Annotated in this window: 11 protein-coding genes; 9 read left to right on the plus strand and 2 right to left on the minus strand. The window is 54.4% G+C overall.

Annotated features, from left to right (window positions below; translation table 11 throughout):
- Positions 1-11: 11 nt before the first annotated feature.
- Together D7241_RS16155 and yegS are read right to left on the minus strand one after the other, a co-directional pair.
- Positions 12-944 (minus strand): chemotaxis protein CheV, encoded by a 933-nt coding sequence (locus tag D7241_RS16155; protein ID WP_408102397.1) that lies wholly within the window; start codon positions 942-944, stop codon positions 12-14.
- Between the two features lie 172 nt (positions 945-1116).
- Complete coding sequence (yegS, locus tag D7241_RS16160; protein ID WP_408102398.1) at positions 1117-2031, minus strand: lipid kinase YegS; 915 nt, start codon at positions 2029-2031, stop codon at positions 1117-1119.
- A gap of 367 nt (positions 2032-2398) precedes the next feature.
- Here yegS and D7241_RS16165 point away from each other — a divergent pair, with 367 nt between their 5' ends.
- From D7241_RS16165 to D7241_RS16205, 9 genes are all read left to right on the plus strand, one after another.
- Positions 2399-3835 (plus strand): undecaprenyl-phosphate glucose phosphotransferase, encoded by a 1437-nt coding sequence (locus D7241_RS16165; RefSeq protein ID WP_408102399.1) that lies wholly within the window; start codon positions 2399-2401, stop codon positions 3833-3835.
- Between the two features lie 158 nt (positions 3836-3993).
- On the plus strand, positions 3994-4431 hold the full coding sequence (locus tag D7241_RS16170; protein ID WP_255978332.1) for a low molecular weight protein-tyrosine-phosphatase: 438 nt from the start codon (positions 3994-3996) through the stop codon (positions 4429-4431).
- A 15-nt stretch (positions 4432-4446) separates the two neighbouring features.
- A complete protein-coding gene (locus D7241_RS16175; protein ID WP_408102400.1) occupies positions 4447-6657 on the plus strand; it encodes a polysaccharide biosynthesis tyrosine autokinase in 2211 nt (736 codons plus the stop codon).
- Between the two features lie 169 nt (positions 6658-6826).
- Positions 6827-7888 (plus strand): glycoside hydrolase family 5 protein, encoded by a 1062-nt coding sequence (locus D7241_RS16180; RefSeq protein WP_408102401.1) that lies wholly within the window; start codon positions 6827-6829, stop codon positions 7886-7888.
- Between the two features lie 414 nt (positions 7889-8302).
- Entirely contained in the window at positions 8303-9559 is a 1257-nt protein-coding gene (locus D7241_RS16185) for a hypothetical protein (RefSeq protein ID WP_408102402.1), read from the plus strand.
- Complete coding sequence (locus D7241_RS16190) at positions 9519-10403, plus strand: glycosyltransferase family 2 protein (protein WP_408102403.1); 885 nt, start codon at positions 9519-9521, stop codon at positions 10401-10403. The genes D7241_RS16185 and D7241_RS16190 overlap by 41 nt, the downstream gene beginning before the upstream one ends.
- Positions 10393-11154, plus strand: coding sequence for a WecB/TagA/CpsF family glycosyltransferase (locus tag D7241_RS16195; RefSeq protein ID WP_408102404.1), 762 nt, complete (start codon positions 10393-10395; stop codon positions 11152-11154). The genes D7241_RS16190 and D7241_RS16195 overlap by 11 nt, the downstream gene beginning before the upstream one ends.
- A 173-nt stretch (positions 11155-11327) precedes the next feature.
- The gene (gmd, locus tag D7241_RS16200) at positions 11328-12359 is read left to right on the plus strand and encodes a GDP-mannose 4,6-dehydratase (RefSeq protein ID WP_255978342.1); all 1032 of its coding nucleotides are present in this window, start codon (positions 11328-11330) and stop codon (positions 12357-12359) included.
- Between the two features lie 325 nt (positions 12360-12684).
- Complete coding sequence (locus D7241_RS16205) at positions 12685-13596, plus strand: GDP-mannose 4,6-dehydratase (RefSeq protein WP_408102405.1); 912 nt, start codon at positions 12685-12687, stop codon at positions 13594-13596.
- Positions 13597-13944: the final 348 nt, after the last annotated feature.

Consider the following 13944-nt stretch of genomic DNA (forward strand, 5'->3'; position numbering starts at 1 on the left):
GATGGGCTGGGTCAGCGAGTTTCGTCCAGCAACAGACGCTCGCGAATGACGTCCACCAGTTTCTCCGGCTGGAACTTGGAAAGAAAGTTATCGCAGCCGACTTTTTGCACCATTGCCAGATTGAAGCTACCGGAAAGAGAGGTATGTAACACCACATGCAGATCACGCAGGCGCGGATCGTTACGGATTTCGGTGGTGAGCCGGTAGCCGTCCATTTCCGGCATTTCGGCATCGGTGAATACCATCAGCAGGCGGTCGGTGAGCACCTCACCGGCATCGGCCCAGGCCTTGAGCTTGTTCAAGCCCTTCATGCCGTCGCTGGCTGAATGTACTGTGATGCCGAGTTGGCTCAGGGTCTCGCGCAGTTGTGCCAACGCGACCGTTGAATCGTCGACACAGAGCACTTCGCGACCTCTGGCGCGTTCGAGCACCGGGTCCGTTAAGCGTTCTGGCGCGATACTGGTGTTGTATGGAACGATCTCAGCGAGCACTTTTTCCACGTCGATGACTTCGACCAGCTGATTGTCGACCTTGGTAATGGCCGTCAAGTAATGCTGGCGTCCCGCTGTTACTGGCGGAGGCAGCACTTCTTCCCAATTAAGGTTGAGGATGCGGTCGACGCCGCCGACCAGAAAGGCCTGAATCGAGCGGTTGTACTCGGTCACGATGATGGTGCTGCGCTCATCCGGAACCAACGGACGCAGTCCGATGGCACGCGACAAATCGATAACCGGCAACGTTTGCCCGCGCAGGTTGATTACTCCGCAGACAGAACCGTGGCGGTGCGGCATCAGCGTCATCTTCGGCAGTTGCACCACCTCCTGCACCTTGAAGACGTTGATTGCGAATTGCTGACGGCCGGAGAGCCTGAACATGAGGATTTCCAGGCGATTCTGCCCCACCAATCGGGTGCGTTGATCGACTGATTCTAGAATGCCGGCCATTGCGGGCTCCTTGGTGATTACGGGACTACGGGTCTAAAACGACTAAGGTGGCTATCGGCCGCAACGCCCTACCCTTTATCCGCCAGCGCAATTATTTATGGGACCAAGCAACCCGGTCGACCAGCGGCGCGACACAATCCCGGCCGGCCCTGCGTCTTACCGGGTTGTCGCATCATTTCGCAACCAACGGCTCACCACGCAGCAACGGACTGTCTGGAGGAAGATGCAGCCGCAGCGCCTTGGACCGCACCGAAAAACGCATGCGCTTCGCTGCGGTGGGCTCACCGTCAAGATTGATGTCGATCTCACGCGGCGCCTCGACCTCGAGCCATGGCACACGCGCCTTGACCGAAACGGTGTCGATCCCCAGAAGGCCGCCGCTCAGCAAAGTCCCCAAGGTTCCCACGGTATCGGCCGGTGCCGGGACGATGCATAAATCGAGCAGTCCGTCATCGACCGAAGCTTGTGGGCACAGTAGCTGCCCGCCGCCCGACTGACGCCCATTGCCGATACCCAATGCGAGGAAATCGCCCTCCCAGGCGAAGTCAGGCCCGACAAAGCGTCCCCAAGCAGCGTGCAATTCGCTGAACCGGGACAAGCCGGTCAGCAGGTAAGCGCCCCCTCCCAGAACCTTTTTCAACTCCTCCGATGTGGTGGCCGTCACTTTAGAGCCAAAGCCACCGGTCGCCATGTTGAGAAAAGGCTCACCGTTCATTTCGCCGACATCGACCAGCACAGGGTCCCGATTGAGCAACGTCAGAGCATCGAAGGGTTCCAGCGGGATCTCGGCGGCATGCGCGAAGTCATTAGCGGTACCAAGTGGCAGCAATGCCAGGCTCGCATCGACGCCGCTCTCCAAGAGCGCCAGCGCGACTTCGCGCAGCGTGCCGTCGCCACCGCCGGCAACCAGCGTCCGATATCCAGCCGCTAATGCCTCCTGTACCAGACGCCCGGCGTCGCCAGGTTCCCATGTCACCCGCACGGCCAGCTCTTTTCCAATCCGGCGCCACTCGCTGACAGCCGAACGCACTTCATCGTTGAGTGCCTGCTTCCCGTGAAGGACCAGCAACGCTTTGGATTCTTTCATGCCAATCGCTTCCATTTCGGTATCCGGCAATAGACCTGCCTAGGCCCAGGAAAGTTGTGGGCCAGACGCCGAGACGGCTTAAGCCGAAGGCTTAGGCGCATCGACCACCTGTCAGAGGCGCGCAGCCAAAAAGGCCCGATCCAATGTTTAAGAATAGTGTTTATTTAGCTAAATCAGCAGGTTATCCGGCCAATTTAATCCTTGTCGGCTATTTGTCACTTTGCTCCCTATCGATGAACTCATTCCTTGGCAGGCGGTCGGAGCAGTTGTCCAGTTGAAGGTTGCGATAGCGGCCTGCCATCAGAACCGCGGATCGCGGCGACAAAACGAGTATTGAGCTAGTAATAGCCGAAGGAAGGAGCCTTGTATGCGCTTACAGTCCGTTGGAACCCTTGAGTACGCCCACCCCAGTTTCGTTGATTATTTTCTTGCCAGTGTTCGCCTGATTCATGGGCTGACTGCGGTATTGCCAGGGGTTTTACTGTTGCTGTTTTTGCCGCTCGGCCTGCCTGTTGGGGGAGGGACCTTCAGCACGTTCCTAATGTTCTTTGGCGTCATCAGCGTAGTCATTTTCCAATCGGTCGGTATCTATAGCGAGGAAGTGTTCAGCACGCTGCTGCGCTTTCGCACCATGCTGGTGGCCTGGGCCGCGGCGTTCAGCTTGCTGATTTTCATGCATCAGGGCTTGGGGATGTTCAGCTATCTGGAAGCCAAGCATCTGACCTTCTGGTTCGTCACTAGCATCGTCCTGTTCGGCGCCGAGCGCCTGATGATGCTCGCCCTGTTTCGCCGCCTGATGGCGAAAGGCGTGTATTTGCAGAACGCCGTCATACTTGGTGGCACTGATAATGGCGTGCGTGTCGCCGAGTACCTGGCCCATCACCGCGACATTCGCACGGGCGTGCTCGGCTTTATCGATGATCGCCTGGAGCGCCTGCCAAAGACGCTCGCCGACCTGCCGCTGCTTGGCAATACACGCGACCTGGAACAGATGATCCGTGAAGAAAAGGTCACTCAGGTGCTGGTCGCCCTGCCCTGGTTCGCCGACAGCCGTATCGGCCAGGTGATCAATGAACTACGCAAGCTGCCAGTCAACGTACTGCTGGTTCCGGACATGGTCGCCTTCCGTCACGCCAACAAGCGCATCACTGAAGTTGGCGGCCTGCCTACGCTCATCGCTTCCGACCTGCCCTTGCGTGGCTGGTCGCCGATGTTCAAGCGTATCGAAGACATCATTCTTTCCAGCTTGGCGTTGCTCGCCGCCGCTCCGGTGATGCTCCTATTGGCACTGGCGATCAAGCTCGACTCGCCCGGCCCCGTGTTGTTCAAGCAGAAGCGCTACGGCTACAACAACAGGCTGATCGAGGTCTTCAAGTTCCGTTCGATGTATCACGCCAAGTCCGACGCCAATGCCGAACGCCAGACAACCCGAGGCGACGATCGCATCACCCGCGTTGGCCGTTTCATCCGCAAAACCAGCCTCGACGAGTTGCCACAATTGTTAAACGTGTTCCTCGGCAGCATGTCGATGGTCGGCCCGCGCCCCCATGCGACCGCCACCAAAGCCGCTGGCGTGCTGTTCGAAGATGCCGTTTCAGAATACTCCGCGCGCCATCGCGTCAAGCCGGGCATCACCGGCTGGGCACAGATCAATGGTTACCGCGGCGAGACCGACACTCTCGAAAAGATCGAGAAGCGCGTCGAGTTCGATCTGGACTACATCGAGCGCTGGTCGGTCTGGTTCGACATCTACATCCTCGCTCGGACCATCCCCGCTCTGCTGTTCAACAGGGACGTCTACTGACTGCCGCACGCATTGACCAGCCCCATCACAGCGACAAACAAACTCATGCGTGAGCGCAGCAGGAAGATTGAACTAATGAAGCGAGCCAATATCAGATTTGCGTTCTGCGTTAAGCACGCCAACCCGCCCACGCATTTAGTGCTGCGAGGCTGAGCGACATGTTCCAGAACATATTGATCGTCTGTGTCGGCAACGTCTGCAGAAGCCCAGCGGCCGAAGCATTGTTGATCCACAGACTTCAGGGAAAAGGCTTGGCGATCAGTTCGGCAGGCATAGGTGCATTAGTAGGCAATCCAATGGATAAGAACGCACATGAGGTGCTGCAGGACCACGGGTTGGCACATACGGCCCATCGTGCCAGGCAGGTCGATAGCGACATGCTGCACCGGGCGGATCTGATCCTCGCCATGGAGCAGAGCCATATCCAGCACATCCGCCAGATAGCGCCCGAAGTACATGGCAAGACCTTTCTGATGGGCAAATGGCTAGACGACATGGAAATACCCGATCCGTTTCGTCAATCCAAGCCCGCGTTCGAACACGTTCACAGCCTTCTGACACAGTCTGTCGAAAGCTGGCTTCCTTACCTGAAATAAGAAGAAGGAACTTCAATGACAACCATGCCCCGACCCATCTATGAAACCAAAGAGGATAAAGACATTGATCTGGCCCACCTCTTTGATACGTTTCTCAACAACCGGGCCCTGATTCTCACCATAACCGGCTTCTTCGCGGCGCTGGGTGTGGCCTATGCACTCCTTGCCACCCCGGTGTATCTGGCCAGTGCAATGATCCAGATCGAGCCCAAAAACGGTCTGCCGAGCCTTACCGATGTAGTTGGCGCTGCTCCGGCAGTTTCCCCGGCGCAAACAGAAATTGCGCTGCTCAAATCGCGCTCCGTTGTCGGCGGCGCGGTGGAAGCATTGAATCTCGACATCATCATCGAACCGCACCACTTCCCTCTTGTCGGCGGCTTTATTTTCCGCCGTTTCGAGCCGTCGGAAGAAAACGAGCTGGGCTGGTACCCAGCTGGTTTCGAATCCTATGCCTGGGGCGGTGAATCATTACGCGTCACTCAACTGATCGTGCCGGACCAGATGCATGGCGAAGAACTTACGCTGGAAGCCGCGGAGAACAATGGCTTCATCCTGCGTGATCCCGACGGTGAGGTGGTTGCTCAGGGCGTGGTTGGCGAGCCGGTTGAAACACCGGAATACGGCATCACCGTCGCCGAGCTCAATGCCCGTCCGGGTACAACGTTCAGCGTGACTAAGAACCGCACCTACGCCACCACGCAAAATTATCAGGAACGCCTGGCTGCCGGTGAGCGTGGCAAGCAGTCCGGTATCGTCAGCGTGACCCTCGAAGATGCCGATCCAGAGAAGGCCATTCTGGTTCTGGAAGAAGTGGCCCAGCGGTATGTGGACCAGAACATTGCGCGCAATGCCGCCGAAGCGACCCAGAGCCTGGAATTCCTCAGCGAGCAAGTACCGGAAGTTCGCAGAAAGCTCGATGCCGCACAGACGGCGCTGAACAAATACCAGACCGGCAATCGTTCCGTGGACATTTCAGCCGAGACCCAGTCGGTACTTGATCGGATCGTCGATCTGGAAAAGCAGATTTCCGAGCAGAACCTCAAGCGCACAGAGATGGAGCGACGCTTCACCCGGCAGCATCCGAACTTCCAGGCGTTGATGAACCAGATCAATCAGCTGCAGACGCAGAAGGCTGAACTGGAGAAGCAGATCGGCACCCTGCCCTCGACCCAGCAGGAGCTGCTGCGCCTGAACCGTGACGTCGAGGTGTCGTCCGAAACCTATGCCATGTTGCTGAATAAGACTCAGGAACTGGACATTATCCGTGCCGGCACCGTGGGCAATGTCCATATCGTCGACCACGCGGCTGCGGACATCGACGACCCAGTGAAGCCGAACAAGCCGTTGATCGTGATCGTCGCCACCCTGCTCGGCGGGATACTTGCGGTAGCATTCGTCTACATCCGCGAGGCGCTCAAGCGTGGCGTGGAGAACCCGGAAGAAATCGAGCGCGTCGGCATCCCCGTTTACGCGGCAATCCCCTTCAGCGAGAAGCAGGGCCTGCTGGAAAAGCGACTGGCCAACTTCAAGCGTGACAAGAGCAACGCCTCGTATTTGCTGTCGATCAATGATCCGGCTGATCTGGCGGCTGAAGCCATGCGCAGCCTGCGCACCAGCCTGCACTTCGCCATGATCGAGGCGAAGAACAACATCCTGATGATCACCGGACCCAGCCCGGCAGTGGGTAAGTCATTCGTGACCAGCAACCTCGCTGCGGTGATTGCGCAGTCCGGCAAGAAGGTTCTTCTGGTAGACGCCGACATGCGTAAGGGTTACCTGCACAAGGTCATGCGCTGCCAAGGTGAAAAAGGGCTTTCGGATATCCTGTCGGGCCGCATCACTCTGTTCGACGCCATCCAGAAAACTCAATTGAACAATCTGCACGTGATTGCTCACGGCCAGGTGCCGCCAAACCCGTCAGAGCTGTTGATGCACGAGAATTTCTCTCGCTTCGTCAAGGAAATCAGCAGCATGTATGACCTGGTGATTTTCGACACCCCACCGATTCTCGCCGTTACCGATGCCGCCCTCGTCGGCAGCCAGGCAGGGACCACGTTAATGGTGACTCGCTACGGCCTGAACGGGGTCAAGGAAATCGAGTTTGCAAAGCGCCGTCTCGAGCAGAACGGTCTGCTGGTCAAGGGCGTGATCTTCAACGCCGTGATTCGCAAGGCGTCGAACTATAGCGAATACGGTTACTACCAGTACGAATATCAAAGCAAGTGATGCGTGCGCCCGACATGCTCTGCATGTCGGGCAACAGCATGTCTGCTATCAATGATCCGTAACGACCATTCAGACGCTTTCGTCGCAGGAATTGCTCGCGTCGGTTTTTTATTTGCACAAGCCGAGTGCTAGCCGAGCCGCTACGAATTCATTGGAGATCAAGGTAAGTATGGAACGTAATTTTCTTTCCCCTTTGTTCAGTGCAATACGACTCGTTGCTGGCCTGACACTGATTAGCTGTGCGGTATGCGCGCAGGCTCAACCCAGCGGAGAAAAAAAGGGGATCGATCTGGTCGGCATCAATATGTCGGGCGCCAACTTTGCGCCACATATAACGCCTGGGAAACTCGGCACCAACTACTTCTACCCAGAAAAAAAATATTTCAAGTATTACGCAGACAAGAATATTCGCCTGATCCGCTTTCCTTTCATTTGGGAACGGTTGCAGCACGACCTGGACAAGGGTGTTAACTTCGATCAGATCCGCCTGTTAAAAAGAACGCTTGATTTTGCAGCACAGCATGATCAGAAAATCATTCTGGATATGCATAACTATGCTCGATACAAAGGCGAGTTGATTGGCTCTCCCGACGTACCTTACAAGGCCTACGCCAATGTATGGCGCAAGCTCGCCGAAACGTTCAAGGACCATCCAGCGCTGCTGGGCTACGACATAATGAATGAGCCACATTCCACCAAGGGACTATGGCCCGCCGCCGCGCAGGCTGCGGTCGACGCGATCCGCGAGGTGGACATGGAAACGCTGATATTTGTCGAAGGCGACCGATGGGCCAGTACTTTTCACTGGCGAAACGTAAATGAAGACTTTCTGATCGACGACCCGGCGGACAAGATCGTCTATGAGGGTCATTTGTACTTCGACAAGGATTTTTCCGGTCGCTACGCAGCCGACGAAACCATCGATCCAATGCTAGGCGTGGAACGTGCCCGACCTTTCGTAGAGTGGCTGAAAGAACATGATTTGAAAGGCTTTCTAGGCGAATACGGTGTACCCGGACATTCCGAATCGATGCTTGCTGCCATGGACAACCTGCTAGCCTACCTCAACGAAAACTGTATTCCCAGTGCCTATTGGGCCGGCGGCCCCGGCTGGGGCAAGTATGTGCTGGCGGTCGAGCCCATCGGTGGCAAGGACCGACCGCAGATGGAGATTCTATTGAAGAATATTCCCAACAAGTGTTCGGAATTCGGGCCGACACCGCGTTCGTAACATGCACCTGAACGCAGGTTCCTCAATAAGCGATATGCCGGCTCGGCGCTAGCATCCGATGCCGTTTCGCATCTTCCAGTCAAATAACCTTTGGTTAGGACAACGATGCGAAACCAGTCAAAAAACTTGGGAAAAGCCTAAAAATCCTGAACATTCTACGCAACCCAACCATGAGGCTGGTTGTCCAACATTGCGAACGAGCCATAGCGGGGTTAATCCGAGCGGAATTCGAACCCGGCGGCTATGAACGCTTCGCTCACAAGCGCACACAGGAGTCGGGGATTTATTGACCCACCCGCACGACTCGTAGCGTACCGACGCATCGAAGGCATCAGCATGGCAATGTTAAAAAAGCTTTAGTTTGTTGCGGTTAAGTTAGTTTGGATCATGGAAAAGCACCTAAGGACTCAGGTGATGACAAACATCAGCTCAAAACTCTTTTATTTGCCATTGATGGTTCTGGTAGTCGTTCTGCATTTCTCTGTTTTTGGCGACAGCACGCACAACCCTATCGGTATCAAATTTCTCAACGAGGCTTATCTAGCCGTTTGCTTAGGGGCATCGCTGCTGTTGATTCTTGCCAGCACCGAGGACGCTTCCAGAGAATTCCGCGTCCTGATGTATTACGCCTTCTACAGTGTTCTGGTGTTTACCGTGTTGCCGGCGATATTTTCTTTTTATACCTACGGCCAACCGATAACCTATGGTCTGATCGAGGAACGGCGAATCCTGTTCGCCTTTGGTTTCGTGCCTTTGTTATTGCTTGCAAAGCACTTGAGTACTCTACAGTTCGAGCGCTCAATCCTTTATGCCGCACTCATCGCCGTATTCCTTTCGTGGTGTTTCAAGTTCGGCCTGTTACCTGATTGGCGTGAAGAACAAACATCGTGGGATCGCCCCGATCGCTCGTCAATCGGTCCTTTCTTAATTTGCTTTTCCTATTTCTATTGCATTCAGGTGTGGTCAAAAGGAGTATCGCCCATCAACGGCGAACAACGGCAGAAAAACTTTTATCTATTAATTGCAGTGATTTTACTACTGACGCTGGTTTTCGCGACGCAGACTCGCCAGCTCATCGTACTCTGCCTGGCCTTTACGCTTTTCTGTCTTAGGGCCAAAGCCATTGTGTGGGCTGCATCCCTCTGCTTGCTATTATCGCCGGTTTTTTTCTACCCCGAACTGTTAGAACATTTTGGTTTGAATCTCGATTTCTACGAAAGCAGTCTAGATGGCGATATCGAAGACAGCGTGCGCTCCAATACGATCGCATCGATATTTAGCCATTTGGATCTCGTCAACTGGCTGCCTAGTGGATCGCTTTCGCTGATGTGGCAGGACGGCTTCATTCCCTACTTTGGCGAACATTTTTTCCTGTCAGATGTCGGGATATTAGGCACGCTGTTTCGCTTCGGGCTATTGACCTTCCTGGTGGTGCCGCTGACTCTCTATATTTACCAGCGTATCGCTCGCAACATACATCCTGATATGAGTTTCAGCTATTCCGTGATGCTCGCTTTCTTTGTTATTTGGCCACTCAACGGACTATTTGAATACCTGCAACCGGTCATTGTCATGCTTTTCGTGATACACGCTCTAAGAGCACGCCATCTTCGCAGCAAGGAACGAGTACATGAACGTCGCACTTATTCTCAACTACAAAGCTGCTACTGAAACCATCAGCTGCGCTGAAAGCCTGCTCGCTCATTGTTCGACAGTCGACCACATTGTCATTGTCGACAACGACTCACAGGACGGATCCGCCCTCGCCTTTCAGCAATGGCTGGATGAAAAGAAGTACCGGAAGGTAACGCTGCTAAGCAATCCGGAAAATAGCGGCTATGCAGGGGGCAACAACTACGGCCTGCGCTGGGCGATGGAAAATTTGCAGCCCACATATTTTTGGGTCGTCAATAACGACACTTATGTCGATAGCGACGCATTCTCGCCGCTACTTGAGGCATTACAGCGAGACGATAGGCAATTCGTCGGCTCGGTAGTGCTGAGTGCCGACACCGGGCGCCTGGAATGCTATGGCGGCGGAAAATTATATCCAATCCTGGGCAAAGCCCGCCTGCTCGGAAAGGACAAGAGCATCGAAGCGGTGCAACTCCAGGACACTAAGCACAATCCGGATTATTTAATGGGTTGCAGCCTTGCGTTTTCAGCTGCACTGACCGAAGAAATCGGCCTGATGGACGAAACGTATTTCATGTATTTCGAAGAAGTTGATTGGCAATATCGCGCTAGGCGTTTTGGCGTTTCGATAAAAGTAATCCCTGAAAGCCGTCTGTTTCATTATGGTTCACTCAGCCTGGGTAGCCGCTCAGCGTTTTATCATTACTATCGCAACCGCGCAGCCACTCGTTTTAACAAACGTTTCTACGGACCGGTCTTCGCCCTTACTTCCGCATTTCTCCTCTCGGCAGTTACGACGATAAAGGAATTCAGAAACCCAACCCTCGTCTGGTCGGGCATCAAAGGCGCCTTCAAGGGAGTAGCAATGAGTGTCAAGTGATACTACAGCGTTCGGAATCGACTTTTATTCCGGCAATAAGAAAGCTTTATTGACCTGCATTCGGGAGGGCATCAAGCAGCCTTACTCGTTTGTGGTAACGCCCAATGTTGACCACCTCGTTCAACTGGAAAGCGACGAAGAATTGCGTAATGCCTATGCAAAAGCGCGCTGGAGGCTTTGCGACAGTCGCATCTTGCTATCGCTGGTAAGTCGTCTGGGCGTACATATAGACGAAGCTATTCCTGGCAGTGACCTGACCCTTGATCTGCTCAAGTGGGCCGACCAGGATCGCTTGCGCGTCGTGCTCATCGGCTCTGCGACGGCGGAAGCCGACAGGCTTCGGGAAATCTATCCTGGCATCGATCTTTATCACTACAACCCACCGATGGGCTTCATCAAAAAGCCGGAAGAAGTGCAACGTTGCTTGCAGTTCGTTCGAAATAATCCATCCGACTTGGTGCTCTATGCAGTTGGAACGCCCCGCGGAGAAGTTCTGGCGGGATTGACCCAACCCCAAGAAAGATCAGGAATGGGTTTTTGCATTGGCGCCTCGATTTCCTTTGCTACCGGCACCATCAAACGCGCTCCGCGTTGGATGCGCGAGTACAGACTCGAATGGCTTCATCGGATGTGTCTCGAACCGCGCAGGCTGGCCAAGCGGTACTTCATCGACGCGATATACATTTTGCCCGCTTATTTGCGTGAAAAAAGCTCTAAGCAAAAGGCCAGCCCCGCCAAGCAGGAGTCTTGATCAGCTACGAACACAATATTTTTAAAATAGCTTGATCGATTGCAGTTGCAATGGCGAAGCCAAGTAGCCGCTGCAAGCTTTTCGATCATCGCGTCCGACTCTTCGAGCGCAAACGCGCCGGCATTAGAGCGGTGCGACACCACTTTGAAAGTCATCTAATAGCAGGGAAGAAAATGAAAGCAATCATCACGGGCATTACAGGACAAGACGGTGCTTACCTCGCAGAGCTTCTGCTGGAAAAAGGTTACACCGTATACGGCACATTTCGTCGTACCAGCTCGGTTAACTTCTGGCGAATCGAAGAGTTGGGTATCGACAAGCATCCCAGCCTGCATCTCATCGAATACGATCTTACCGACCTTTCCTCCAGTATCCGTCTGCTACAAACCACAGGCGCAACCGAGGTATACAACCTCGCCGCACAAAGCTTCGTTGGTGTTTCGTTCGAGCAGCCGTTGACGACGCTGGATATTACCGGTGCAGGCGCGGTGAACCTTCTGGAAGCCATTCGTATCGTCAATCCCAAGATTCGCTTTTACCAGGCGTCCACCTCGGAAATGTTCGGCAAGGTCCAGGCAATTCCGCAAGCGGAAACCACCCCGTTTTACCCTCGTAGTCCCTATGGCGTCGCCAAGCTTTATGCGCATTGGATGACCATCAATTACCGGGAGTCTTACGGAATCTTCGGTTGCAGCGGCATCTTGTTCAATCACGAATCGCCTCTTCGCGGTCGTGAATTCGTGACCCGCAAAATCACCGATTCGGTAGCTAAGATCAAACTGGGTCAACTGGATGTGCTCGAACTGGGCAACATCGACGCAAAGCGCGATTGGGGCTTTGCCAAGGAGTATGTCGAAGGGATGTGGCGCATGCTGCAAGCCGATGAGCCCGATGTGTTCGTGCTGGCAACCAACCGTACCGAAACCGTACGCGACTTCGTGACCTTGGCCTTCAAGGCAGTCGATATCGAATTGCAATGGGAAGGCTCCGGCGAACAGGAGCTGGCGATCGACATGGCGACCGGCAAAGTCGTTGTGCGGGTAAATCCGAAATTCTATCGTCCTGCAGAAGTCGATCTGCTGATTGGCGATCCCCAGAAGGCCAAGGATGTGCTGGGCTGGGAACCTAAAACCTCGCTGGAACAATTGTGCCGCATGATGGTAGATGCCGACCTACGTCGCAATCAGCAAGGCTTTTCGTTTTGATAGCGAGCGACCTGAACGACTGACGTCGTCATAGGCGAATACAGCTGGTGCGCTGAAGTTTTTGACAGCGAACAGCACAGAGCAACCGGTACCTTTGCCCTGTGCATTCGCTTCACTTCAGCCCAGTACCAGATGCTCCGTTACGCCTATCTTCAGCTTGCTCGATCAACTGAATACCCAGGCGGAGCTGGTATTAGGTGAAAAAATATGCCGCTTGAACAAGCCAGTATCGTCATCCTAGCCGACCCTAACCGGGCGCAACATTCCATGCATAGACCGGGAATAACCACTCCGTTGGGGCGGATTTCATCCTATCGAGAAAATCATGCGTAAAGTGCTGATTACGGGCATCACCGGTTTCACTGGCCGCTATATGGCAGAAGAACTCGCGGCACGTGGCTACGAGGTTCATGGCCTCAGCTATCGGCAACCCAAAGGCGAATTGCCTGCGTGTATTTCAGCCATCCACTGCTGCTCGCTGAACGACTCACAAGCGCTGCGAAACCTACTGACGGAAATCCGGCCAACCTATGTCGTGCATCTGGCTGCAGTGTCCTTCGTTGCGCATAGCGATGCTGACGCGATATACAACGCCAACTTGCTCGGCACTCGCCATCTACTTGAAGCATTACGCACAATTGCGACAGATCTGGAAGGAGTTCTCCTGGCCAGTAGCGCGAACGTCTACGGAAACGCCACCGAGGGCGTGTTGGACGAATCAGCTGTGCTGGCTCCGGCCAATGATTACGCAGTCAGCAAAGCTGCAATGGAATTCATGGCGAGGCTGTATTACGGGCACTTGCCGTTGATCATCACCAGACCGTTTAACTACACCGGTATTGGCCAGGCCGAACAATTCCTAATTCCGAAAATCGTCGCGCACATACGTCACCGCGCGGAAGTTATCGAGTTGGGAAATTTGGATATCGCACGAGACTTCTGTGATGTGCGCCAGGTGGTAAAAGCCTATCGGCAACTTCTTGAGACTCCCGCTTCGATTGGCGAAACCGTCAATATCTGCTCTGGCTCGGCATACACGCTGCAGTACGTTCTCGAGCAGGCTGGCATCATATCCGGTCACCATCTTGAAGTCCGGGTCAATCCAGCCTTCGTTCGCAGTGCCGATGTCAAGAAGTTATCCGGCTGCAAAGCCAAGCTGAACTCGCTTATTGGTGAGCTTCCTCAGATCGAGCTGCGCGACACGCTGCGCTGGATGATAGAAGCGCCTTCATCCTAATTAGGCCTCTTCAGTTTTCCAAGTATGACAACGGAAGCGGGCCAGACGATCTTGGCAAGGGTTAAATATTGGCGTCCCGGCACCGAATGGCGACTGGCACAGAATGCGAAACTCATGCGCAATTAACTCTCTTCGCTAGGCGCAGCTTAATCCTTCTATCTCTTCTCGACACTCCAGTCTTTCTTGTGCCAGCGCCACGACGCAAAGGCAATTCATTTGTGCTGGCGTCTTGAACCCAAGAGAGACGCAGCGGTCTATGGCTACTGTGAGCAGTAAGCACTTGTTTCTGTCGTTCGTGAAAGGCGTTACGCAAGGGTGAGCAGAAAGATACCAGTAGCTTGCCCGAAA

Source organism: Stutzerimonas sp. VN223-3 (genome assembly GCF_045999685.1).
GTDB classification, from domain to species: domain Bacteria; phylum Pseudomonadota; class Gammaproteobacteria; order Pseudomonadales; family Pseudomonadaceae; genus Stutzerimonas; species Stutzerimonas stutzeri_AR.

Coding starts and splice junctions, on each gene's coding strand:
- D7241_RS16155 (WP_408102397.1), bottom strand. CDS start 944: ATGGCCGGCATTCTAGAATCAGTCGATCAACGCACCCGATTGGTGGGG.
- D7241_RS16175 (WP_408102400.1), top strand. CDS start 4,447: ATGACAACCATGCCCCGACCCATCTATGAAACCAAAGAGGATAAAGAC.
- D7241_RS16185 (WP_408102402.1), top strand. CDS start 8,303: ATGACAAACATCAGCTCAAAACTCTTTTATTTGCCATTGATGGTTCTG.
- gmd (WP_255978342.1), top strand. CDS start 11,328: ATGAAAGCAATCATCACGGGCATTACAGGACAAGACGGTGCTTACCTC.
- yegS (WP_408102398.1), bottom strand. CDS start 2,031: ATGAAAGAATCCAAAGCGTTGCTGGTCCTTCACGGGAAGCAGGCACTC.
- D7241_RS16190 (WP_408102403.1), top strand. CDS start 9,519: ATGAACGTCGCACTTATTCTCAACTACAAAGCTGCTACTGAAACCATC.
- D7241_RS16180 (WP_408102401.1), top strand. CDS start 6,827: ATGGAACGTAATTTTCTTTCCCCTTTGTTCAGTGCAATACGACTCGTT.
- D7241_RS16205 (WP_408102405.1), top strand. CDS start 12,685: ATGCGTAAAGTGCTGATTACGGGCATCACCGGTTTCACTGGCCGCTAT.
- D7241_RS16165 (WP_408102399.1), top strand. CDS start 2,399: ATGCGCTTACAGTCCGTTGGAACCCTTGAGTACGCCCACCCCAGTTTC.
- D7241_RS16170 (WP_255978332.1), top strand. CDS start 3,994: ATGTTCCAGAACATATTGATCGTCTGTGTCGGCAACGTCTGCAGAAGC.